This window comes from Mycobacterium sp. E1386, assembly GCF_001672745.1.
Classification (GTDB): Bacteria; Actinomycetota; Actinomycetes; order Mycobacteriales; family Mycobacteriaceae; genus Mycobacterium.
Window position 1 is genome coordinate 24,127 of the sequence record NZ_LZKH01000216.1, and the last position, 23,559, is coordinate 47,685.

Consider the following 23,559-nt stretch of genomic DNA (forward strand, 5'->3'; position numbering starts at 1 on the left):
TTCAGCCGTGCCCGGCCGCGGCGACCCCCTGAACGGCTCGAAGGCGCCCGTCCGCCAGCGCGGCGGTCAGGTTCTCGACCTTCCGGCCGAAGTCGTCGACGAAGGTGTGCAAACCCAGCGGGGTGGAGGGCTGGGCCAGCAGCGCTTGCATGAATTCGGTCGCCTGCCCGGTCAGGTCGTTCCAGTGCTCGACGGCGAATCCGGCGGACTCGACGACTGCGCGTAACCCGTCCGGGCTGACCAGATGGCTGCGCTCGGGTTCATCGGCCCACGGCAGCGGATAATCCAGCGTGCCCCCGTCTCCAATCGTAATGTCCCACAACGCAATCCGGCCTCCGATAGCCAGGACCCGGTGCGCTTCGGAGTAGAGGCGCGCCTTGTCGGCGACGTTCATCTGAACGTGCTGGCTGATGACGACGTCAAAAGTGCCGTCAGCAAACGGGAGGTTGGTGACGTCCGCCTGCCGGACCGATATTTCGTCGAGACCGACCAGGCGATTGAGCCAGCGGCTCGTTTCGCAGTACTCGTCGGTGAGGTCCACGGCCGCCACCGTGCAGCCGCACCGGTCGGCGACGTAGCGCGCGGTCCCGCCGATCCCGCTGCCCGCGTCGAGCACCCGACTTTCGCCGGTGATGCCCGCCAGATCCACCAGTCGGCTGGTGGCGAAGCGGCCCATGGTGTGGAAGTCCTCGAGCGTGCCCAGGTCGGCGGGTGCCAGCCGGTCGAGGTCTTTGCCGGCGGACATCAGGGCGCGCTCGATGTTGGGCCGGGTCAGGCCGGTCGAGTACTGGCTCTGGATTGTGGCGCTCATCTGTGGACCTCCGCCCAGGCCGTGATCAGCGGGGGCATCGTGACGAGGGCTCCGGCCGCCAGCACCTCCCGGCGGAATAGCGGCACGAAATCCTCGATGTCGGCGAGCTCGTCGATGGCGAAGCCGCCTTGCTCCGCGATGGGGGCGACCAACCGCCAGACTTCGGCAGCGTAGGCCAGGATGTCGGCGTCGGCGGCGGTGCCGACGGGCGTCCCCTGGCTCAGCCGCGGGGTGCCCAGGCCGGCCTCGGCGAAGACGGTGTGCAGCGTGGTGCCGAACCGCGCGGACAGGCCCAGTGCCTCGAAGGCACGGACGATGCCCGCCGTCACCCGTCCGAACAGCGGCACGTCCGGGATGCTGCGCGTCGCGGTGATGTCGTTCTCGGAGAACGCGATGACGCCGCCTGGGCGGACAAAGGAGCTCAGGTGCCGCAGCGTGCCGGCCGGGTCGGGCAGGTGCATCAGGATCAGCCGGCCGATCACCGCGTCCACCGGTTCGTCCAGCTCGATCGCGTCGACGGCGGCCTGTGTGAATTGCACTGTGCGCAGCCCTTTTTCGGTGGCGCGCTGCTGAGCGAGCTCGACCATCGCGGGTGCGGCGTCCACGCCGAGGACACTTCCCGACGGACCGACCAGGCCTGCGGCGACGAACGACACGTCGCCGGGGCCGCAACCGATGTCGAGCACCCGCATGCCCGGGCGCAGTCCGGCGAGGCGCAGCGCGTGCTCGGTGTAGTCGTTGTACAGCCGCCCCTGCAGAAGGAGCCGCCGCACCTCCACGTCGGCGTGGCCGAGGACATAGGTGCTCGTGTTCATCGCGTTCCTATCCTTTCCGGTGCGGTGTGCTCGGCCCGCCACAGCTCCGACTGACCGGAAAGCCGGGGACGTGCGGGTTGCGGATGTTGTTGAAGCCGGTCGAACTTGTCCAGGCGGTGCATCGGTACGAGGCCCGTCAACAGAAAGTCCCCGAGTTGCCGGATGAAATTACCTGCCGTGCGCCGTGTTTCGGGGCCGGTGACGTAGCGGCGTGCGATCGTCAGGAAGTCTTCGGGTTCGACGCCGGCGACGTCACGAACATGTGTGGTGGGACCACCCACTTCCCAGGTGCCGAGGGCGGATTCGGGCAGGTAGTGCCGCAGGCTGGACTGGAAGAACATGTCGGCGCCGAGCCGTTTGGCGTTGACGCGCACGGCGCGCATGAACATCCATGGCGGGATGTCGATGTGGCGCACCCGGCGGCCCAGCGCCTCACCGACCGCGTCGGCGATCTCGTTGCCCGATAGCAGGGTCGGTCCGGTCGGGCGATAGCCGCGGCCGTTGTGACGGTGCGGGTCGAGCAGGGCGCCAACGGCGACGCGGGCGATGTCTTCGTTGGAGGGAGGTGCATTTCGGCCCTTTCCGGTGGGCACCGGCAGGATTCCCAGCGCCGCGGCGAGGGGCAGAACCTGCAGATAGTTGTCGGCGAAGTAGCCGGGATCGACCGCTACGTGGGCGGTGTCCGGCAGCAGGTCGAACAGCTTGCCGGTCAGCCATGCCTGCCGGGTCATCAGCGAAGGGTGGTCCGGGCTGGCCGTCCACTGCCCGAGCGCCACCACCGCTTCCACGCCGGCGCGCCGTGCGGCCACCGCGAAGGCAACCGCGCTGTCGAGCGCGTGGGGGTGGTACGGCGGGTTGAAGTACAACCTATCGATTCCGTCCATCGCGGCCGTAACCGCTTGAATATCAAACATATCGGCCACGACGACCTCGGCGCCCAGCTCCCGCAGGCGTGCGCTGCGCACATCTTCACGGTGCACCACGGCCCTGGTGGCGACGTCGTTCTCCAACAGTTGGGCGGCGACCGCGCTGCCGATCCTGCCCGTGGCGGCGGTCACCAATACTCGGGTGTTCATGGGATTGTCCTTTCGGTTTGACGTGCCGGCAACAACCAGCCGACGACGATCGCGGCGCCGAGCGCGATGCCCGCGCACACCAACGAGCTCACCTGCAGGCCGTCCAGGAACGCACGGTCGACCGCGGCTCGCACGCCGCTGGCCCGCTGCGCCGGCAGCTGCTCGATCACCCTGTGCGCGAGCGCCATTGAGCGCCGCATGGCATCGGCGGGCAGCCCGGTCAATGCTGCCGCCCCGAGATGTCCCGAGTACACCGACGCGAAGATGCTGCCGGCGATGGCGACGCCGAGCGTGCCCCCGAGTTCGCGCGTGGTGTCGTTGACGGCCGAGCCCACCCCGGCCTTGTCGGCGGACAACGACCCCATGATCGCCTCGGTGGACGGCGAAACGGTCAGGCCGAGGCCGCCGCCGAGCAGCAGCATCTGCGTGGCGATCTGGGTGTACGGCGTGGCGGCGTCGGCGGTGGACGCCCACGCCAGCCCGGTCGCGAAGACGGTGAGGCCGGCGGCGACGACGGCGGTGGTGCCCGCCCGTTCCACCAGCCGGGGTCCCGCGATGCTGGCCAGCGCAATGGAGGCGGCGACCGGTAACAGGCGCACCCCGCTCTGAAACGCGGTGTAGTCCTTGATGAATTGGAAATACTGGGTGATGACGAAGATGAAGCCGAACAACGTCAGGAAGCCGGCGGTCACGGCGAGACTACCGCCGGAGAACCTGCGGTCGACGAACACCGACACGTCCAGCATGGGGTGGTCGCTGCGCCGCTCCCAAAGCGCGAACCCGGCCAGAACCGCTGCGGCCGAGGCGAACCCGATCGCGGTCCGGCCGTTGGTCCACCCCCAGGTGGGTGCCTCGATGACCGTGTAGACCAGCGTGGTGATCCCGGCCGCCGACAAGAGCAGGCCACCGGCGTCGACCCGCGGTGCGGCCGGGTCGCGCGAGGTCGGCACGAACAGGATGCCGCCGACGATGGCCACCGCCGCGATCGGGATGTTGACCATGAAGATCGAGCCCCACCAGAAGTGTTCGAGCAGCCAGCCGCCGCTGATCGGCCCCACGGCCACCCCGACGCCCACCATCGCCGCCCACAGGCCGATCGCCTTGGCCCGGGCCGCCGCGTCCGTGAAGATGTTGGTGATCAGGCCCAGGGTGGTCGGGAAGATGACCGCCGCGCCCACCCCCATCGCGGCGCGGGCCGCTATCAGCTGTGCGGCCGAATCGGTATGCGCCGCAACGGCGGAGGTTACGGCGAAGAGCGCCAGTCCGGAGTTCAGCCAACCCCGTCTGCCGAAGCGGTCACTGAGGCTGCCGGCGGAGAGCAGCAGTCCGGACATCACCAGGGTGTAGGCGTCGACGATCCATTGCAGCTGGGCGGTGTCGGCGTCGAGCTCCCGAGACAGGGTCGGCAGCGCGACGTTGACGATGGTGGCGTCGACGCTGATGACGAAGACCCCGAGGCAGATGACGCCCAGCGCGGGGATGGGGCGGTTCCGTAAGAGGGCTGCGGCGCTCATGGACAAGACGCTAAAGCTACTAGACAAATAAATCAAGTAAATGGTGGAGAATCATGTCTGTCGTTGGTAGAATGGCCTGGTGGCGACCCGTAGGACCTACAACCAGAACTGCCCCATTGCGCTGGGGCTCGACGTCCTGGGCGAGCGGTGGACGCTGCTGATCCTGCGCGAGCTGGTCGGCGGCCCCCGCCGCTACGGCGACCTGCGCGCCGAGCTGCCCGGCATCGCAACGAATCTGTTGGCCGAGCGCCTCAAGGAGCTGCAGGACGCCGGGCTCGTCGACCGCGCCGACCTGCCCGCCCCGATCGGTCGGACCGTCTACACCCTCAGTGACGTGGGTTGGCAGCGGGCATTGCCCGTCTTGAGGAGCGTCGCGCTGTTCGGCCTGGACCGGTTGGACCCGGCCGAGGGCGGCGTGGTTTCACCGCTCAACGGGTTTTTGGCCGGGATCCTGCTCGGCTTCGACTCCGGCAAGGCGGCCGGGCTGGAGGCGACGTGCCGGGCCGAGATCGACGGCCGGCGTTTCGACTTCGCGGTGACCCAGGGCCACCTAGCCGGTGGTCACGGTGAACCTTCGGTGACTCTGACCGCCGGCGCGGCGGACCTGGTGGACGCCCGCCTGGGTTCGACCGAAGCCAAGCGCAAGGCGGCGCTGCGGCGCATCGACTTCCAAGGCGACCCGCAAACCGTCAGCGCCGTGCGTCAGGCCTTCGCGCTGTAGAGCTCACTTATCGAGCAGGGCGTCGATCCACGCCCGCGCGACGAACTTGCCGTAGCGGGTCGCGGACCAACCGCGTTCGAGGACGAGCAGCTCGTACAGCTCCGGGGCGTGATACGTCCACAAAATGTCACGCGCCTGCCTGGCGCTGACGCGCAGCTGCCCGGTGCGGGCGAGGTCGGAGGCGAACATCGCCATACCGGTCAGGGTTTCGTCCCTGATCTGTTTCCAGACTTCCGCGGCATCCGGAGAGGACGCGGCGCCGTCGCGCGCGAGCAGCTGGACCGGTGCACTGCGCGGCATGCTGGCGGCCAGGTGCTTGGCGTAGAGCTCCAGCTTGTCGACGGCATCGGTCGCGTTGGCAACGGTCTGGATGACGTCCCGCTCGACCATCGGGACCGGTTCGTCGTCGCCGGCCACGGACACATCGAAAAGCGCTTTCAACACACCCGCTTTCGTCGAGAAGGCCTTGTACACCGTCTCGACTGACACGCCCGCGTCACGGGCGATCTCGCCGATGGTCGTCGTCGCGTACCCCTGGGCCAGGAACCGCTGCCGCGCGGCCGCCAGCACCGCGTGCCGGTTGCGCCGAGCCTGCTCGCGGCGACGGGTCGAGTCGTAGCGGCGCGGAGGTTGAGCCTTGACAGATCCCATTAGTTGAATACATTCTCCTGTATCTATTACAGTGAACTGTATCAGAAGAAGGGAGCGCGGCATGACGACCGCGACACGCCCCGCCCTGTCGGCAGGTGCCCATCCCACGGATGTCGCGGGTGCGCTGGCACCCGAGATCAGACTGCGCGCCGACGAGGCCGAGGCGCTCGGCACCTTGCCGATCGATCTGGTCGAGCGGATGCGCGCCGCCGGTGTCTTCCGTGCCCTGCAACCGCGTTCGCTCGGCGGATTCGAAGTGACCCCAACCGATTTCATCGAGATGATCGAGGGACTGGCGCACGCCGACGGTTCGACGGGCTGGGTCGCGGCCATCGGTGCCGGCGCGCCCGCGTTCACCGCGTGGCTCGAACCCGCCGTCGCCGCAGCTCTGTTCGGTCCGGACGCCGACTTCCTCGCGGCGACGGTGTTCGCACCCACCGGGCGCGCCGTCCCGCAGGGCGATGGGAGGTTCGGCGTCGACGGCCGATGGCCGTTCGCCAGCGGTTGTCGCCACGTCGAATGGATGCTGGGCGGAATGTTCGTCTTCGACGGTGACACCCCGCGCATGATCGCCGAGCAGGGCCCGGACTGGCGCCTCGCGTTCTTCCCGCGCGCTCAGGCGGAGATCGTCGAAAACTGGGACGTCCTGGGGCTGCGCGCCACCGGCAGCAACGACGTGGTCGGCCGAGATCTTCACATCGCCGAAGAGCACACGATCAGCCCCTTCTTCCAGTTGGCCCGCCACGACGGACCGCTGTGGCGGCTACCGTTCTTCACGCTCGTCGGAGTAGGCCTCGTCGGTGTCCCACTCGGGATCGCGCGGCGCGCACTCGACGAATTCGCCGACCTCGCGCCGGCGAAGACGCGCGCCGGCACGTTCGAGCCGCTCGCGCAGGACCCCGCCGCCCAAGTCGAGTTCGCCCGCGCCGAAGCCGGTTTGAGGTCCGCGCGCGCCTTTGTGCTCGACGAGGCCGGCGCCCTGTGGGACACCGCGTGCGCCGGTGATCCGCCGTCGGTGCAGCAGCGCGCAGGCTTCCAGCTCGCCGCCCAGCAGGCGATGCGTGCGGCGCGTCTGGCGGTCGACACGACGTTCGGCTTGACCGGTGCGGGCGCGGTGCATGCGAGTCATCCGCTGCAACGCTGCTTCCGGGATCTGCACACCGCCGGTCAGCACGTGTACTTCAGCCCGGCGGCCCTGAAGCGCTACGCGGGCACCCGGTTCGGCATCATGCAGCCGACCCACCTGATGTGACTAAGCTGGCTGCCGTGGAAACACCCTCGCCGCGGCCCGTGCTGGTCGTCGATTTCGGCGCACAATATGCGCAGCTGATCGCCCGGCGCGTCCGGGAGGCGCGGGTCTTCTCCGAGGTCATCCCGCACACCGCATCGATCGACGAGATCAAGGCCCGCCAGCCCGCGGCGCTGGTGCTCTCCGGGGGACCGTCCAGCGTTTACGAGCCGGGCGCCCCGCAGCTCGACCCCGCGGTGTTCGACCTCGGCGTGCCCGTGTTCGGCATCTGCTACGGATTCCAGGCCATGGCGCAGGCCCTGGGCGGGACAGTCGCCCACACCGGCACCAGCGAGTACGGCCGCACCGAGCTGAAAGTGGTTGGCGGCGAACTTCATTCGGGCTTGCCGAATTCCCAGCCGGTCTGGATGAGCCACGGTGACGCGGTCACCGCCGCACCGGACGGATTCGACGTGGTCGCCAGCAGCGCGGGCGCGGCGGTGGCGGCGTTCGAGAACCGGGCGCGCCGCCTGGCCGGGGTGCAATATCACCCCGAGGTCATGCACACCCCGCACGGCCAGCAGGTGCTCAGCCGCTTCCTGCACGACTTCGCCGGGCTCGGCGCGGAGTGGACACCGGCCAACATCGCCACCGCGCTGGTGGAGCAGGTGCGCGAACAGATCGGTGACGGCCACGCGATCTGCGGACTCTCCGGCGGCGTGGACTCGGCGGTGGCCGCCGCACTGGTGCAACGCGCCATCGGCGACCGGCTGACGTGCGTCTTCGTGGACCACGGGCTGTTGCGCGCCGGCGAACGCGCACAGGTGCAGCGTGATTTCGTCGCCGCCACCGGCGCCAACCTGGTCACCGTCGACGCGGCCGACACCTTCCTGCAGGCGCTGTCGGGGGTGACCAACCCCGAGGGCAAGCGCAAGATCATCGGTCGCCAGTTCATCCGCGCCTTCGAGGGCGCGGTACGGGATATCTTGAGCGACACCGGGTCTGAGGTTGATTTCCTGGTGCAGGGCACGCTGTACCCGGACGTGGTGGAATCGGGCGGGGGCAGCGGGACCGCCAACATCAAGAGCCACCACAACGTCGGCGGCCTGCCCGACGACCTGAAGTTCAAGCTCGTCGAGCCGCTGCGGCTGCTGTTCAAGGACGAGGTGCGCGCCGTCGGGCGGGAGCTGGGCCTGCCGGAGGAAATCGTTGCGCGCCAGCCCTTTCCGGGGCCCGGCCTGGGCATCCGAATCGTCGGCGAGGTCACCGCGCAGCGGTTGGATACGCTGCGCCGCGCCGACTCCATTGCGCGCGAGGAACTCACCGCCGCCGGCCTGGACAACCTGATCTGGCAGTGCCCGGTGGTGCTGCTGGGCGAGGTTCGCTCGGTCGGTGTGCAGGGCGACGGCCGGACCTACGGGCACCCCATCGTGCTGCGGCCGGTGTCCAGCGAGGACGCCATGACCGCCGACTGGACCCGGGTGCCCTACGAGGTGCTCGAGCGCATCTCGACCCGCATCACCAATGAGGTTCGCGAGGTCAACCGCGTGGTGCTGGACATCACCAGCAAACCCCCCGGCACCATCGAGTGGGAGTGACCGGTGGGCGCCTAAGCGTCGCCACATCACGCCCATCCGCCCCACCGGTATCGATCGCATAAAGCCGCCCCTCCCGTTTCTTGACGGTTGTCGGAGGGCGGGTGTTTACTCTCAATCAGTCGAACATACTTTCGAAAATAGTCGTCCGAGAGTGGTGGTAGGAGGCGGTCATGACTGCGGCTTTCGCCCCCGATCGCCGGCAAGAAAACCGGGCTGAACAGCTCGAATCGTTGCGCCGTCGGATGGCCGTGATAGCCGGGAAGGCGCCGGGGCCCGCGCCCGCCCGCGCCGACGACCTGCTGCCTGAATCGGAGTCCCAGCTGGCGTTGCCGCCGTGGCTGGCGGAGTCGCTGCCGGCGCCCCTGCCGCGCGGGACGGTGGCGGTACTCTCGGGCGCCCGGTCGCTGCTGCTGGGCATGGTGGCCGCGGTAACGGCGGCAGGCGGCAACGTGGCAATCGTCGGCCAGCCGGACATCGGACTGCTGGCCGCCGCGGAGATGGGGGCGGATCTGAGCCGGGTCGCGGTGATACCGGATCCCGGAACCGATCCGGTGGAGGTGGCCGCGGTGCTCGTCGACGGTATGGATCTGGTGGTTCTCGGTCTGGGCGGGCGCCGGGTGCCGCACACCCGGGCGCGGGCGGTGGTGGCGCGGGCCCGCAGCAAGGGGTGCACCGTGTTGGTCACCGACGGCGACTGGCAGGGCGCGCCCACGCGGCTGGAGGCCCGGGTCTGCGGCTACGAGCTCACTTCGGGAAGCCGCCCGGGATTCGGGCGGATCAGCCGGGTGCGGCTGCAGGTCAGCGGGGTGTGTGCGGGACGACGGGTGACCGCCCGAGCGCGAGCCGGGTGAATTCCGGTGGCTTCCCGGGTGCTGGCCATCTGGTGCATGGATTGGCCCGCGGTCGCGGCGGCCGCGGCCGCTGGTCTGCCCGCGACCGCCCCGGCGGCGGTCACGTTGGCCAATCGGGTGATCGCCTGCTCGGCGGCTGCCCGCGCGGCGGGGGTGCGGCGGGGGCTGCGGCGCCGGGAGGCGGCGGCCCGCTGCCCGCAGTTGCATGTCACCACGGCCGACGCGGACCGCGACGCCCGCTTCTTCGAGTCGGTCATCGCGGCGGTGGACGACCTGGTGCCGCGCGCCGAGGTGCTGCGGCCCGGGCTCTTGGTGTTGCCGGTGCGCGGGGCGGCCCGCTATTTCGGCTCCGAGGCCGACGCCGCCGAACGGCTGATCGACGCGGTGGCCGTGACCGGTGCCGAGTGCCAGGTCGGGATCGCCGACCAGTTGTCCACCGCTGTCTTCGCCGCGCGGGCGGGCCGGGTCGTCCCGCCGGGTGGCGACGCGAAGTTTCTGTCGGTGCTGTCGATCCGCCAGCTCGCCACCGAGCCCAGCCTGTGCGGCCCGGGGCGGGAAGAGTTGACGGACCTGTTGTGGCGGATGGGAATTCGCACCGTCGGGCAGTTCGCCGCGCTGTCGGCCACCGACGTGGCGTCCCGGTTCGGCGCCGACGGGGTGACCGCGCACCGGTTGGCCCGCGGCGAACCCGAGCGGGGGCCGTCCGGTCGGGAGCCGCCGGAGGAGCTGGAGGCCGTGCTGGACTGCGACCCGCCGATCGACCGGGTGGATGCCGCGGCCTTCGCTGGGCGCTCGCTGGCCGCCGCTCTGCACCGGACGCTGATGGCCGCCGGGGTGGGCTGCACCCGGCTGGCCATTCACGCCGTCACCGCCAACGGCGAAGAACTGCACCGGGTGTGGCGGTGCGCCGAGCCGTTGACCGAGGACGCCACCGCCGACCGCGTGCGCTGGCAACTGGACGGCTGGTTGAGCAGCCGGACCGCGCGCAACCCTCGCCCGACGGCCGCGGTGACACTGTTGCGGCTGCAGGCCGTCGAGGTGGTGTCGGCGGGGGCGCTGCAGTTGCCGCTGTGGGGCGGCCTGGGCGAGGAGGACCGGCTGCGGGCCCGCCGGGCACTGGTGCGGGTGCAGGGCCTGCTCGGCCCGGAGGCGGTGCGGGTGCCGGTGCTGTCCGGCGGGCGCGGGCCGGCCGAACGCATCACGTTGACCCCGCTGGGTGACGAACCGGTTCCGCGGGCCGACCCGGGACTGCCGTGGCCCGGTCGGCTGCCCGAGCCGGCACCGGCGGTGCTGCTCGATGACCCGGTGGAAATGCTTGACGCCCAAGGGAATCCGGTTCGGGTGACGAGCCGGGGGCTGTTCTCCGCCGACCCGGCGGGGCTGAGGATGCACGGCCGGGACGAGCGGCTGGACTGGTGGGCGGGACCGTGGCCGGTCGACGAGCGGTGGTGGGATCCCGACGTGGGAAAGGGTCGCACCGCCCGCGCGCAGGTCCTGCTGGAGGGCGAGCGGGCGTTTCTACTGTGCTACCGCCAGCGGCGCTGGTACCTCGAGGGCGGCTACGAGTAACGGTGCTTTATCCGGTGGGCCGCAACGCGTCCGGCGTCAGGTCCTTGAGCGACGGATACCCGTCGACGGCCATGATCAGGTCCGCCTCGGCCAACAAGGAGCGCAGCACGTGCACGACGCCGTCCACGCCGCCGAGCGCCAGGCCGTAGGCGTAGGGGCGGCCGATGCCCACCGCGGTCGCCCCCATCGCCAGGGCCTTGATGATGTCGGCGCCGCTGCGGATGCCCGAGTCGAACAGCACCGGAAGACCGTCGGCGGCCTCGAGCACCCCGGGAAGGCAATCCAGCGTCGGCAGTCCACCGTTGGCCTGCCGCCCGCCGTGGTTGGAACAGTAAATGCCTTCGACACCAATGTCTTTGGCGTGGCGCACGTCGTCTGGGTGGCAGAGGCCCTTGACCATCAGCGGCAGGCTGGTCTCCGACCGCAGCCACTCCAGGTCGTCCCATCGGAACGGCCCCCCGAAGATCGGCAGCTTGCGCACCGCCGCCTCGGTGGCGTCCTCGCCCCGGCTCAGGCCGGCGCGAAAAACCGGATCGCTGGTGTAGTTGGCCAGGCAGCCGCTGGGCACCTGCGGGTAGTTCCCGCCGCTCAGATCACGCGGGCGCCAGCCGGTGACCCAGGTGTCGAGGGTGACGGCGATGCCCTTGAAGCCGGCCGCCTCGGCGCGGTGCACCAGGCTGGCGGCCATCTTTCGATTCGGCGGCGTATACAGCTGGAAAAACGCCGGGGTATCGCCCAGCTCGGCGGCGATGTCTTCCATCGGGTCGGACGTGAGCGTTCCCACGAAGAACGGGACCCCCGTGCGGACCGAGGCCCGTGCGCAGGCCATGTCCCCGTGGCCGTCCGGGTCACATACCCCGATGACGCCGATGGGTGCCATGAAGATCGGGGACGGAAACCTGATCCCGAACAATTCGATGGACATGTCGCGCTGCTCGGGGGCAATCCCCATCCGCGGATACAAGCCCCACCGCTTGAAGGCCTCGCAGTTGGCGCGCTGCGTGTGCTCGTCGCCGGCGCCGCCGGCGACATACCCGAGGACTTTCGGCGGCATCGCCGCCGACGCCTTCTCCTCCAGCTCATCGAATCTGATCGGGTACTGGGGCTGATTTCCGTGCAGCGATTGGTCGTACAGCTCGGTTTGGTAGTCGGCGAAAGCCATGACCGTGGCAGTACCCCACGCTCAGGGGGTCAAACGACGACCCGCGGCCTACGTCCGTCCGGCGCGGACCGCCTGCGCCCGCGCCATCAGCCCGCCGCCTCCTGGCAGCGCACCCACGACCGTGCGGGCCAACCGATCGCGCCCGCGGACGCCGTCCGTCCTGGCCTTGCCGGCCCGCAAGTGGCGCCAGCCCAGGCCCGCCCACGACGCCGCGACGGCGGCGTCGGTCAACCCGCCGCGCGCCCGGCGCCGATCGACCAGCGCCAGGCCGAGCGCGGTGATCGAGTGCACCGTGTCGACCCAGACTCCGGCGGCCAGCACCTCCGGGCCGGGGTCGATGCCCGACAGCAGCGACTGGGCGACGTGACGCGCGCCCAGGATCCGGGTGACGATGAGCGCCTTGCGGTCGACCTGCACCCCGTGGATGTGGTCCAGCACCTGCGACGGGGCGGTCAGCAGCACGGCGCCCCATCCCGCGCGCAGGACTTCGATGACACGAATCTTCATGGCCTATAGGCTTACCCGCGCGCAAACGACCCAACCCGTTCGATGAACCGGTCGAAGAAGGCCGCCGCGTCCACGTCGACCCCGATCAGCGCGTTGGGTTCCCGGCGCCCCGACCAGTCGGTCACCGTCATGGCGCGGGTCAGGGTCCCCGTCAGCTCGATGTCGACCGTCGCGGGCCGCGTGGTGACCAGCTCGGGGTCCAGCGCCACGGCGGCGGCCAGCGGATCGTGCAGATGTGCCTGGTATCCGTGGCCGATGTCGTGGTAGGCCTCCAGGTAAAACCGCATCGCGTCCTCGATCACCCGGATCAGGGGGTTGGACGCCGTCGACCGGGTACCGGGTTCGTCGTCCGCGCTCATCGGCGTCGCCGTCGATCCCGCAGCGTCCGCCAACCTGGCGAGGTGATCTGGCGTCATCGCCACCTTGCGGGTCAGGTCCAGGCCGCAAAGGATCGGAAGGCGATCTTGGCCAACGGTTTCGGGGTCCCATGCCGCAAGCACCTCGGCCGCGGCCTCGGGGTCCACGCTGATGTTCCATTCGGCCACCGCGGTGGTGTTGCCCCGGTGATCGTAGGAACCGCCCATGGTGACCAGGCGGCGCAGCAGCGTCGGCAGCGCCGGTTCGGCCCGCAGCGCCAGCGCCAGATTGGTCAGCGGGCCGGTCGCCACGCCGATGAGTTGACCGGGAAAGGCGCGCGCGGCGCGCACCCATGCGGTCGCCGAGTCGTGGTCGGTGAGGCGGCGATCGGTGGGCGGCAGGTCGGCATAGCCTAATCCCCTGGGGCCGTGGACTTTTGACGGCAGGCGCATCGGCCCGGTCAGGGTCTCGCCGGAGCCCTTGGAGACCGGCACGCCGGTAACACCGCACAGCTCGAGCAGGCCCAGGTTGTTCTCGCAAACCTGCTGCACCGCAACGTTTCCCCCGGTGGAGGCGATTGCGACCACCTCGGCGTCCGGGCTGGCGAACAGGTACATCAACGCCAGCGCGTCGTCGACGCCGGTGTCGACGTCGACAAATACGGGCGACTTCATTGTGTCCAAGATACTCAGGCCAGCGACTAGGCTGGCACGATGCCAACGACGTCGGAGCCCCCCGAGGGTGCTGAGTTAACGCCGCACTTCGACGATGTGCAGGCCCACTACGACTTGTCGGACGAGTTCTTCCGGCTGTTTCTCGACCCCACCCAGACCTACAGCTGCGCCTACTTCGAACGCGACGACATGACGCTGGAAGAAGCGCAGATCGCCAAGATCGACCTGGCCCTCGGCAAGCTCGGGCTGCAACCGGGCATGACGTTGCTCGACGTCGGTTGCGGTTGGGGCGCGACCATGATGCGCGCGATGGAAAAGTACGACGTCAACGTCGTCGGCCTCACCCTGAGCCGCAACCAGGCCGATCACGTCGAGGGGCTGATCGCGAAGTCGCAGAGCACCCGGTCGGCGCGGATCCTGCTGGAGGGCTGGGAGAAGTTCGACGAGCCGGTCGACCGGGTCGTCAGCATCGGCGCGTTCGAGCACTTCGGGCACGAGCGCTACGACGCGTTCTTCGCCCTGATGCATGACCTGTTGCCCGACGACGGGGTCATGCTGCTGCACACCATCACCGGGCTGCACCCGCTGGAGATGGCCGAGCGTGGCATGCCGCTTTCGTTCACCTTCGCCCGGTTCATCAAATTCATTGTCACCGAGATCTTTCCGGGTGGGCGGCTGCCGTCGATACCGATGGTGGAAGAGCACGCCACCGCCAACGGGTTCACGGTGACCCGCGTGCAGTCGCTGCAACCGCACTACGCGAAGACCCTCGACATCTGGGCCGCCGCGCTGCAGGCCCACAAGGACGAGGCCATCGCGGTGCAGTCCGAGGAAGTCTACGAGCGGTACATGAAATACCTGACCGGTTGCGCAGACGCGTTCCGGGTCGGATACATCGACGTCAACCAGTTCACGCTGCAGAAGTGACTGCCAGAGCACCCGACCCTTACGGCCACGCCGAGGCGAACGTGACCACCAGGACGTCGCGCTGCGCCGGGCCGGAGCCGTCGATCGGCCGGATCGGGGAGACGCCGTGCAGGGTGCGGCGGTCGTCGCCCAGCATCAGGGTGCCGGGCTCGGCCAGCGTCGTCGCCAGCAGCTGCCTGCCGTCCAGGTCGCACACCGTGCTCTCGCCCCCGATGGCGTTGCGCCGCCCGACCAGCAGCGAGCTGACCAGCGTGACGCCGTCGCGGTGCATACCCTCCGGCGTCGGATGCGCGCCCTCATCCGTCGACGACCGGGTGCGGAACGGATGCACCTTGACGTTCCAGTCATCCACGTCGTCCAGGGCCGCAGCCACCCGGGCCAGCAGGCCGATCACCTTGTGCAGCAAGGGGTCCCGGGCGAACGCGTCGGTCAGCGGCTCAAACTCGCGGTCCTTGCCGACGTAGAGGGGATTGGATTCCTCCGGCTGCACGAACGTGCTCCTGGGCATCGGGCGCAGCACGCCATCGCGAAACGAGTACTGGCCGTAGCGGCGCATCCGCTGCACGCCCAACTCCGCCGCGTACGGGTCGGGGGCCAGATGTTGCCAATGCCGGGCGAACCGGGTCCACTCTTCGCGGGCCGCGCCCAGGCTTCGGGTCACGTCGAACGAGGACAACACCGCAGCACCCGTCGTGGCGACCTGCCGGGCCGCGGCGGCCACCGGGTCGGCGTCGGCCCGCTTCTCGGACAGAGTCCGCGTCATCGCGCCGGAATACCGCAATCGGATGCGCCTGAAACGCGCCGACCTACCAGTGAACCCCGGGGACCAGTCGCACCAAGCGCTTGACCGGTCGCGGTGTCCGGATGCCGCGCGTGACGCCTCGCGCCGGGCGCCTCGGTCGGCGTGGGGGAGCCGCGGGCGGTTCGGTGGTCAGGCCGCGGGCTGCGGCCGAGTCGGGGTAACCGAGGTAGAGCTGGTGCAGGATGCGCCGCGACGTCCGCGGCGCGAAGTAATTGCCGACTTCGGCGAGCGTGCCCAGCGGGGTGTCGATGCGCGCCGGCTTTTCCACCAGCCCGCGCACCACCATGGCGGCCGCGCGCTCCGGGCTGATCGCGGGCACCGGGTTGAGCCGGTGCGACGGCGCGATCATCGGCGTACGAACCAGTGGCATATGGATATTGGTGAAGGTGATGTGGTCGGACAGCGTCTCCGAGCCGACCACGTCGGCGAAGGCATCGAGCGCGGCCTTGGTGGGCAGGTACGAGCTGTACTTGGGGTTGCGCGCCTGCACGCCCGCGCTGGAGACGTTGACCACGTGGCCGAAGCGGCGCTCGCGCCAGTGCGGCAGCAGGGCCAGCACCATCCGCACCGCGCCGAAGTAGTTCACCGCCATCACCCGCTCGTAGTCGTGGAGCCGGTCGGTGGAGTTGACCACCGAGCGGCGGATCGACCGCCCGGCGTTGTTGACCAGGTAGTCGACGTGGTCGAAGCGCCCCAGGATGTCCTTGACGGTGTGCTCGACCGAGGTGGAATCGGTGACGTCACAAGTGAAAGCGTGGGCGTCACCGCCGCCCGCACGGATCTCGGCAACGAGCTCGTCCAGCGCTTCGGCGTTGCGGGCCAGGGCGAACACCGTCGCGCCCTTTTCGGCGACCGCGATGGCCGCCGCCCGGCCGATGCCGCTGGAGGCGCCGGTGATGATGACGTGCCGGCCGCGCAGCGGTCCCTTCGGATCGTCGCGGCGCGCCCGGTCCGGGTCGAGGTGCTCGGCCCAGTACCGCCACAGCCTGGGCGCGTAACTGGAGAACTCGGGCACGTCGATGCCGCTGCCGCGCAATGCTTTCCGGGTCTGGTCGCTGACGAACGTGGGCTTCAGGTCGACGAGGTCGAAGACCTCGGCCGGGATCCCCAGCTGGGTGGCCGCCATATTGCGTAGCACCCGGGCCCGCCCGCGCACCTTGAGCACCGGGGCGGCCACCGAGCCGGGCAGCGATCCGCGTGCCGGCGGGAGCCCGGCCTCCTTGGCGACGCCCCGGTAGATGCCGCGCAGCCCAACGGTTTTCGGGGCGGTCAGGTGGAATGTGCGGCCGTCGCAACCCTCGGCGTGCATCAGCGCGACGAGCGCGTCGGCGACGTAGTCGACCGGCACGATGTTGGTGCGGCCGGTGTCGGGCAGCAGGATGGGCGTCAACGACGGCAACAGCGCCAGCTTGGCCAGGACGCCGAAGAAGTAGTACGGCCCGTCGATCTTGTCCATCTCGCCGGTCCGCGAGTCGCCCACCACCACCGCGGGGCGGTAGATCCGGTAGCGCAGCCCTGGCGCCGAGCGCACCAGCCGCTCGGCTTCGAACTTGGTCTGGTGGTAGGGGGTCGGGAGTTGCTGGCCGACGTCGAAATCGTCCTCGGTGTATTCGCCGGCAAAGTCGCCCGCCACGGCGATCGAGGACACGTGGTGCAGCGTTGCGCCCAGCCGCTGCGCCAGCTGGATGACGGCGCGGGTGCCTTCGACGTTGGTGGCCCGCTGCTCGGCCTCGCCCGCGGTGATGTCGTAGATGGCCGCGCAGTGCACCAGGCGATCGACGCGGCCCAGCTCGGCGAGGATCGCCTCGGTCAGCTCCAGCTCCGGCAGCCCCGCCACCAGTGGTTTCGCCCGCTCGCCCCACTCGGCTGCGAGCCGCTCGAAGCGGCCCAGCGACTGCCGCCGGACCACCACCCACACCTGCGCATCGGGCCGGGTCTGCAGCAGACGGTCGACGACGCGGCGACCAATAAACCCGGTACCGCCGGTAACGACATAACGCATGGAGTCATCGTGGCGGCTGGCGACCGCCCCCGTCAACCCAGTGGCGATCGCAAGCGCGGCGTTAGCCGGGCGCGGCGACCGCCACCATCAACCCAGTGGCGATCGCAAGCGCGGCGTTAGCCGGGCGCGGCGGGTCGCCACGATCAATGCGGTGTCAGCTGTGGAAGTCCCGGATGCCGTCCCAGTCGACCAGGGTCCAGCCGGTCATCGGGTTCCCGGTGATCACCACGCGTCCGACGTTGGGCAGCGGGTGGCTGGTCAGCAGGGTGTCCTTGGCGTTCTTGGTGTTCATCAGCGTCCAGTACTCGATGGCGAATTTGTGCGAGAACACCACCGGATTGTGCTGGCCGCTGTTGTAGACCTTCTGGATGGCCGCGGTGAACTGCTCGTTGAACTGCTTGCCGCTGACGGACCCCGGGATGCTGTCTTGCATGTCGCCCCTGAGCCAGTCGGCCGGTGCCAACAGGTACGTCGCGTTCTCTTGGGCGATCGGCTTGCCATCGAACCAGCCGGCGTTGATCTCCTGGATGCCCTGCAGCACCTCGACTTGCTTGCCCAACTCGGAGGCCAGCGGCGCGGCGGTCTGCTGGGTTCTGACCATGGTGGAGGCGTAGATGCCGTCGTAGTCCTTGCGGCCCGCTTGGTGCGCGATCTGTTGGGCCTGCCCCTGACCCTCGGGCGTCAGGCCGGGGCCGGGCACCGAGGTGTCGATGATCCCGCTGGCGTTGGATTCCGACTGGGCGTGCCGGATGAACGTCACCGTGATGCTGCGCGCCTGGGGCGATCCGCCGCAGGCACCGACAATGAGGACCGCGGTGAGCGCCGCGACCGCCTTCGAGACGTTCCGGACCAAGCTGCGCTTCGGCATGTCGATAGCCTGCCCTGCCGACCGCATCGGTGGGAAGGGTTTGCGATGGTTAGGTGGAGAAATTACTGGCGAAGGAGACTCAGATGGCGATTGACCCGAGTGCCGTCGGCGCGGTGACCGAACCGATGCTGTTCGAATGGACCGACCGGGACACCCTGCTCTACGCGCTCGGTGTCGGCGCCGGTCTCGACGACCTGTCGTTCACCACCGAGAACAGCCACGGCATCGACCAGCAGGTGCTGCCCACGTACGCGGTGATCTGCTGCCCGGCGTTCGGGGCGGCCGGCAAGGTCGGAACGTTCAACTGGGCCATGCTGTTACACGGCTCGCAGGAAATCCGGCTGCACGCGCCGTTGCCGCCCGCGGGGAAGCTGTCGGTGGTCACCGAGGTCGCCGACATCCAGGACAAGGGCGAGGGCAAGAACGCGATCCTGGTGTTGCGCGGCCGGGGCACGGACCCCGACTCGGAGAAGCTGATCGCCGAGACGCTCACCACCCTGGTGATCCGGGGCGAGGGCGGGTTCGGTGGCATGCCGGGGCAGCGGCCGGTGGCCCCGGAGATCCCGGACCGCGAGCCCGACGCCCGGGTCGCGCTGCCCACCCGGGAGGACCAGGCGCTGATCTACCGGCTCTCCGGTGACCGCAACCCGCTGCACAGCGACCCGTGGTTCGCCCGCGAGATGGCCGGCTTCCCCAAGCCGATCCTGCACGGGCTGTGCAGTTACGGGGTGACGGGTCGCGCGCTGCTCGCGGAGCTGGGCGGCGGGGTCGCGGCCAACATCACCTCGATCGCGGCGCGATTCACCTCGCCGGTGTTTCCGGGCGAGACGCTGACCACGCTGATCTGGCGCACCGAGCCGGGCAAGGCGGTGTTCCGCACCGAGGCGTCTTCTGCCGCCAAGGGCGGCGAGGATGAGGCGACGCGGGTGGTGCTCGACGACGGCGCGGTGGAGTACGTGCAGGCCTAGCCGGACAGCTCGCGCGCCAGGCGGGCGGTGAACTCGCTGGCGCGAGCGGGGCTGTCCAGCGCGAACTCCGCCGCGGTGGCGCGGTCGCCGTCGTCGTAGTGCCGCACCAGGATGGGCACCCCACCGTCGTGGATCGCGTCGAACGCGTCCTCGTCGGTGATGTCGTCGCCGAGATAGATCGGCGTCAGCGGGCCCGCGTCCGCGCCGGTCAGGTGGTCGAGCACCCAGCGCAGCGTTTTCCCCTTGTCCCAGTCCAGGTCCGGCCGCAGCTCGATGACCTCGCGGCCGGTGGTCACCCGCAGCTCGTCGCGGCGGCCCGCCGCGCGCACCGCGGCAGCCACCTCGCCGACGCGGTCGCGCCCGGCGTTGCGGTAGTGCACCGCGACCCCAAAGCGCTTGTGCTCCACCATCACTCCGGGGATGGAGCCCAGTCGCTCCCGCAGCTCGCCGGCCGCATGCTCCAGCACCGGTATGGCCGCCGCGGCGGCGTCGTTCTGGTGGTGCGTGCCGTCGGGTGCGGTCAGCTCGAAACCGTGGCTGCCGGCATACCAAATACCCTGCACGCCAACTCGTTTCGTCACATCTGCCAGATCGCGGCCGGACAGCACCGCGACCGGGCACCGTTCGGCCAGCCGGCGCAGCGCCTCGGTGGCGCCGGGGACCGGGATGGCGGCATCCGGATCGTTGACGATCTCGGACAGCGTGCCGTCGAAGTCGAAGAACACCGCCGGTCGCCGTGCGGCCAGGTCGTCGACGGCCGTCAGGGCGTCGGGCAGCTGCGACATCCGGCGGTCACCGGTGCGCACGGTCACCTCGCGAAGGTCGGCGACGACCGCGTCGGCGCCGGCGTCCCGCAGCGCGCCGCCACGCCCTCGGTCGACACCGATGACCAACGCGAATCCGCCGGCGCGCGCCGCCTCGACGCCCGCTTCGGCGGCGGTGACGACCACGCACCGGCCGGGCAGCACCCGCAGCCGGCGGGCCGCTTCCACCGGGTCCTCGGTGAAGACCGCGGTGCCGACCCCGATCCCGCGCAGCTGTCCGTCCAGGGTGGGGTCGAGCGCGCCGAACAGCACCGCGTCATGGCGGCGCGGGTCGATGACGACCGACCCGGACTCTGGCATGACCCAACCTTCTCACGGTGGTCAGCGGGGGAGTACGGGGCGGTAACCACGCCGTTCTGTATCGAACAAACTTTCGATAGACTTGCGGTTGTGGGCTGGTTCAACGGTCCGCCGAGCTGGGCGGAAATGGAGCGGGTGCTCGACGGCAAGCCGCGCCATGCCGGCGTTCCGGTGGTACCCGGGGAGGACGCCCCCCTGTCGCCCAAGCGCGGAACGTACCGGCCGCCGGACGACGCCCGGGCGGCCCGCTCGTCCATCCCCTATGCCGAGCTGCACGCGCATTCGGCGTTCAGCTTCCTCGACGGGGCCAGCACGCCGGAGGAGCTGGTCGAGGAGGCCGCCCGGCTGGGGTTGCGCGCCCTGGCGCTGACCGACCACGACGGCCTGTACGGGGCGGTGCGGTTCGCCGAAGCGGCCGCCGAACTCGAGCTGCGCACCGTGTTCGGCGCCGAGCTGTCCTTGGGGCCTGGGGCCCGCACCGAGACGCCGGACCCGCCCGGCCCGCACCTGCTGGTGCTGGCCCGCGGCCCGGAAGGCTACCGGCGGCTGTCGCGTCAACTGGCCGCGGCGCACCTGGCCGGCGGGGAGAAGGGCAAGCCGCGCTACGACCTCGACGCGCTGACCGAGGCCGCCGGCGGGCACTGGCACATCCTGACCGGCTGCCGCAAAGGCCATGTGCGCCAAGCCCTGTCGCAAGGTCCGGACGCGGCGGGGCGGGCGCTGGCCGACCTGGTGGACCGGTTCGGCGCGGACCGGGTCAGCATCGAGTTGACCCACCACGGCCACCCGCTCGACGACGAACGCAACGCGGCGCTGGCCGCGTTGGCACCGCGGTTCGGCGTCGGCGTGGTCGCCACCACCGGGGCGCATTTCGCGGGGCCGTCGCGGCGCCGGTTGGCCATGGCGATGGGCGCGATCCGGGCGCGGCAGTCCCTGGACGCCGCCGCCGGGTGGCTGGCCCCACTGGGCGGCTCGCACCTGAGGTCCGGCGAGGAGATGGCCCGGCTGTTCGGGCACGTGCCCCTGGGGGGCCCTGACGTGGTGACCGCCGCCGCCGAGCTGGGCGAACAGTGCGCGTTCGGGCTGGCGTTGATCGCGCCGCAGCTGCCGCCGTTCGGCGTGCCCGCCGGGCACACCGAGGACAGCTGGCTGCGGCAGCTGACCATGGCCGGGGCGCGGGACCGCTACGGGCCGGCCGATGCCGCGCCGCGCGCCTACTCCCAGATCGAGCACGAACTGAAAGTCATTGCGCAGCTGACATTTCCGGGTTATTTCCTGGTGGTGCACGACATCGCCCGGTTCTGCCGGGAGAACAACATCCTGTGTCAGGGCAGGGGATCGGCGGCCAATTCCGCGGTCTGTTATGCCCTGGGAGTCACCGCGGTGGATCCGGTGGCCAACGAGCTGTTGTTCGAGCGGTTTCTGTCGCCCGCCCGGGACGGGCCGCCCGACATCGACATGGACATCGAGTCGGACGAGCGTGAAAAGGTTATCCAGTACGTCTACGGCAAGTACGGCCGCGACTACGCCGCCCAGGTCGCCAACGTCATCACCTACCGGGGCCGAATCGCCGTGCGCGACATGGCCCGCGCCCTGGGCTTCTCGCAGGGGCAGCAGGACGCGTGGAGCAAGCAGATCAGCCACTGGAACGGGCTGGCGGACTCGCCCGATATAGAAGGCATCCCCGAACAGGTGGTCGATCTGGCGAACCAGATCCGGAACCTGCCGCGGCACATGGGCATTCATTCCGGCGGCATGGTGATCTGCGACCGCCCGATCGCCGACGTGTGTCCGGTGGAGTGGGCGCGCATGGAAAACCGCAGCGTCCTGCAATGGGACAAAGATGATTGTGCGGCAATCGGTTTGGTGAAGTTCGACCTGCTAGGGCTGGGCATGCTCTCGGCGCTGCACTACGCTATCGACCTGGTGGCCGAGCACAAGGGGATCGAGGTAGACCTGGCCAAACTCGACCTCTCCGAGCCGGCGGTGTACGAGATGCTGGCCCGCGCCGATTCCGTCGGCGTGTTTCAGGTGGAGTCCCGGGCGCAGATGGCCACGCTGCCGCGGCTGCGGCCACGGATCTTCTACGACCTGGTGGTGGAGGTGGCGCTGATCCGTCCCGGACCCATCCAGGGCGGGTCGGTGCACCCCTACATCCGGCGGCGCAACGGCCTCGACCCGGTCACCTACGACCACCCGTCCATGGAGCCGGCGCTGCGAAAGACGCTGGGGGTACCGCTGTTTCAGGAGCAGTTGATGCAGCTGGCGGTCGACTGCGCCAGCTTCTCCGCCGCCGAGGCCGACCAGCTGCGGCGCGCGATGGGGTCCAAGCGTTCGACCGAACGCATGCGGCGGCTGCGCGGCCGATTCTACGACGGCATGCGCGCGTTGCACGGCGCCCCAGACGACGTCATCGACCGGACCTACGAAAAGCTGGAGGCCTTCGCAAATTTCGGTTTCCCGGAAAGCCACGCGCTGTCCTTCGCGTCTCTGGTGTTCTACTCGTCGTGGTTCAAGCTGCACCACCCGGCGGCGTTCTGCGCGGCGCTGCTGCGCGCGCAGCCGATGGGTTTCTACTCGCCGCAGTCACTGGTGGCCGACGCGCGCAGGCACGGCGTGACGGTGCACGGCCCCGACGTCAATGCCAGCCTGGCCCACGCCACGCTCGAGAACGCCGGGACCCAGGTCCGGCTGGGGCTGGGCGCGGTGCGCCACATCGGTGACGACCTCGCCGAGCGGCTGGTAGAGGAGCGAAAAGCCAACGGCGCGTTCGCTTCTCTACTGGATCTGACCACCCGCCTGCAGCTGTCCGTGCCGCAGACCGAGGCGCTGGCGACGGCCGGGGCTTTTGCCTGCTTCGGCATGTCCCGGCGCGAGGCGCTGTGGGCGGCCGGGGCGGCCGCCACCCAGCGCCCGGACCGCCTGCCCGGGGTGGGCTCGTCGTCGCACGTCCCGGCGTTGCCTGGGATGAGCGAGCTGGAACTGGCCGCCGCGGACGTATGGGCCACCGGCGTTTCCCCGGACAGCTACCCAACGCAGTTCCTGCGGGCGGACCTGGACGCGATGGGCGTGGTGCCCGCCGGGAAGCTGCTCGACGTGCCCGACGGCGACCGCGTGCTGATCGCCGGCGCGGTGACCCACCGGCAGCGGCCCGGCACCGCCCAGGGAGTGACGTTTCTCAACCTCGAGGACGAGACTGGGATGGTCAACGTGCTCTGCACACCCGCGGTGTGGGCGCGGCATCGCAAGCTGGCCAACACCGCGCCGGCGATGCTGGTGCGCGGCCAGGTCCAAAACGCGAGCGGCGCCATCACCGTCGTCGCCGAACGGCTGG

General features: G+C 70.0%; 20 protein-coding genes. 8 read left to right on the forward strand and 12 right to left on the reverse strand.

Translation table 11 applies throughout. The features are described 5' to 3' along the window. Position 1 precedes the first annotated feature (1 nt). The 4 genes from A5709_RS22195 to A5709_RS22210 are packed head-to-tail and all read right to left on the reverse strand — an operon-like array spanning position 2 to position 4,216. A complete protein-coding gene (locus A5709_RS22195) occupies positions 2 to 811 on the reverse strand; it encodes a class I SAM-dependent methyltransferase (RefSeq protein WP_068122520.1) in 810 nt (269 codons plus the stop codon). Continuing rightward, a complete protein-coding gene (locus A5709_RS22200) occupies positions 808 to 1,626 on the reverse strand; it encodes a class I SAM-dependent methyltransferase (protein WP_068122524.1) in 819 nt (272 codons plus the stop codon). The genes A5709_RS22195 and A5709_RS22200 overlap by 4 nt, the downstream gene beginning before the upstream one ends. Further along, positions 1,623 to 2,702: an NmrA family NAD(P)-binding protein gene (locus A5709_RS22205; protein ID WP_068122528.1), complete on the reverse strand. Its 1,080-nt coding sequence runs from the start codon at positions 2,700 to 2,702 to the stop codon at positions 1,623 to 1,625. Before A5709_RS22205 ends, A5709_RS22200 begins: the two co-directional genes overlap by 4 nt. Beyond that, entirely contained in the window at positions 2,699 to 4,216 is a 1,518-nt protein-coding gene (locus tag A5709_RS22210) for an MFS transporter (RefSeq protein WP_068122533.1), read from the reverse strand. Before A5709_RS22210 ends, A5709_RS22205 begins: the two co-directional genes overlap by 4 nt. Before the next feature lie 79 nt (positions 4,217 to 4,295). Between A5709_RS22210 and A5709_RS22215 the strand changes: the two genes are divergently transcribed. After that, the gene (locus A5709_RS22215) at positions 4,296 to 4,937 is read left to right on the forward strand and encodes a helix-turn-helix domain-containing protein (RefSeq protein ID WP_068010330.1); all 642 of its coding nucleotides are present in this window, start codon (positions 4,296 to 4,298) and stop codon (positions 4,935 to 4,937) included. Positions 4,938 to 4,940: 3 nt separating this feature from the next. Here the strand turns inward: A5709_RS22215 and A5709_RS22220 are convergent, their stop codons facing one another. Continuing rightward, the gene (locus tag A5709_RS22220; RefSeq protein ID WP_068122536.1) at positions 4,941 to 5,588 is read right to left on the reverse strand and encodes a TetR/AcrR family transcriptional regulator; all 648 of its coding nucleotides are present in this window, start codon (positions 5,586 to 5,588) and stop codon (positions 4,941 to 4,943) included. A gap of 61 nt (positions 5,589 to 5,649) precedes the next feature. Between A5709_RS22220 and A5709_RS22225 the strand changes: the two genes are divergently transcribed. From A5709_RS22225 to A5709_RS22240, 4 genes are all read left to right on the forward strand, one after another. Then, positions 5,650 to 6,840, forward strand: a complete 1,191-nt coding sequence (locus tag A5709_RS22225; protein WP_082953332.1) for an acyl-CoA dehydrogenase family protein — start codon at positions 5,650 to 5,652, stop codon at positions 6,838 to 6,840. Further along, entirely contained in the window at positions 6,837 to 8,414 is a 1,578-nt protein-coding gene (gene guaA / locus A5709_RS22230) for a glutamine-hydrolyzing GMP synthase (protein ID WP_197500970.1), read from the forward strand. The genes A5709_RS22225 and guaA overlap by 4 nt, the downstream gene beginning before the upstream one ends. 170 nt (positions 8,415 to 8,584) lie before the next feature. After that, positions 8,585 to 9,265 carry a hypothetical protein gene (locus A5709_RS22235; RefSeq protein ID WP_068122539.1) on the forward strand — a complete coding sequence of 227 codons (681 nt, stop codon included), beginning with the start codon at positions 8,585 to 8,587 and terminating at the stop codon, positions 9,263 to 9,265. A gap of 36 nt (positions 9,266 to 9,301) precedes the next feature. Continuing rightward, positions 9,302 to 10,834 carry a DNA polymerase Y family protein gene (locus A5709_RS22240; protein WP_068007025.1) on the forward strand — a complete coding sequence of 511 codons (1,533 nt, stop codon included), beginning with the start codon at positions 9,302 to 9,304 and terminating at the stop codon, positions 10,832 to 10,834. Positions 10,835 to 10,841: 7 nt separating this feature from the next. Here the strand turns inward: A5709_RS22240 and A5709_RS22245 are convergent, their stop codons facing one another. The 3 genes from A5709_RS22245 to A5709_RS22255 are packed head-to-tail and all read right to left on the reverse strand — an operon-like array spanning position 10,842 to position 13,534. Then, the gene (locus A5709_RS22245) at positions 10,842 to 11,996 is read right to left on the reverse strand and encodes an alpha-hydroxy-acid oxidizing protein (RefSeq protein WP_068122541.1); all 1,155 of its coding nucleotides are present in this window, start codon (positions 11,994 to 11,996) and stop codon (positions 10,842 to 10,844) included. A 48-nt stretch (positions 11,997 to 12,044) separates the two neighbouring features. Next, positions 12,045 to 12,503, reverse strand: a complete 459-nt coding sequence (locus tag A5709_RS22250) for a hypothetical protein (protein ID WP_067946617.1) — start codon at positions 12,501 to 12,503, stop codon at positions 12,045 to 12,047. A gap of 11 nt (positions 12,504 to 12,514) precedes the next feature. Then, positions 12,515 to 13,534, reverse strand: coding sequence for a nucleoside hydrolase (locus A5709_RS22255; RefSeq protein ID WP_068122545.1), 1,020 nt, complete (start codon positions 13,532 to 13,534; stop codon positions 12,515 to 12,517). 39 nt (positions 13,535 to 13,573) lie between these two features. On the opposite strand from A5709_RS22255, the gene cmaA1 reads away from it, so the two are divergent. Next, positions 13,574 to 14,461, forward strand: coding sequence for a cyclopropane mycolic acid synthase CmaA1 (gene cmaA1 / locus A5709_RS22260; protein ID WP_068122548.1), 888 nt, complete (start codon positions 13,574 to 13,576; stop codon positions 14,459 to 14,461). A gap of 19 nt (positions 14,462 to 14,480) precedes the next feature. On the opposite strand, the gene A5709_RS22265 is transcribed toward cmaA1, so the two are convergent. The 3 genes from A5709_RS22265 to A5709_RS22275 all read right to left on the reverse strand — a co-directional run bounded on the left by A5709_RS22265 (position 14,481) and on the right by A5709_RS22275 (position 18,133). Continuing rightward, positions 14,481 to 15,224, reverse strand: a complete 744-nt coding sequence (locus A5709_RS22265) for a 2OG-Fe dioxygenase family protein (RefSeq protein WP_068006999.1) — start codon at positions 15,222 to 15,224, stop codon at positions 14,481 to 14,483. Positions 15,225 to 15,267: 43 nt separating this feature from the next. After that, the gene (locus tag A5709_RS22270; RefSeq protein ID WP_068122550.1) at positions 15,268 to 17,265 is read right to left on the reverse strand and encodes an SDR family oxidoreductase; all 1,998 of its coding nucleotides are present in this window, start codon (positions 17,263 to 17,265) and stop codon (positions 15,268 to 15,270) included. 154 nt (positions 17,266 to 17,419) lie between these two features. After that, positions 17,420 to 18,133: a histidine phosphatase family protein gene (locus A5709_RS22275; protein WP_068007003.1), complete on the reverse strand. Its 714-nt coding sequence runs from the start codon at positions 18,131 to 18,133 to the stop codon at positions 17,420 to 17,422. An 83-nt stretch (positions 18,134 to 18,216) separates the two neighbouring features. Between A5709_RS22275 and A5709_RS22280 the strand changes: the two genes are divergently transcribed. Beyond that, positions 18,217 to 19,101, forward strand: coding sequence for a MaoC family dehydratase (locus A5709_RS22280; RefSeq protein WP_067946634.1), 885 nt, complete (start codon positions 18,217 to 18,219; stop codon positions 19,099 to 19,101). Here the strand turns inward: A5709_RS22280 and otsB are convergent. Beyond that, positions 19,098 to 20,225: a trehalose-phosphatase gene (gene otsB / locus A5709_RS22285; protein WP_068007005.1), complete on the reverse strand. Its 1,128-nt coding sequence runs from the start codon at positions 20,223 to 20,225 to the stop codon at positions 19,098 to 19,100. The genes A5709_RS22280 and otsB overlap by 4 nt on opposite strands. A gap of 90 nt (positions 20,226 to 20,315) precedes the next feature. Here otsB and A5709_RS22290 point away from each other — a divergent pair. Then, the coding region (locus A5709_RS22290) for an error-prone DNA polymerase (RefSeq protein WP_068122552.1) at positions 20,316 to 23,559 on the forward strand (3,244 nt) is incomplete at its 3' end.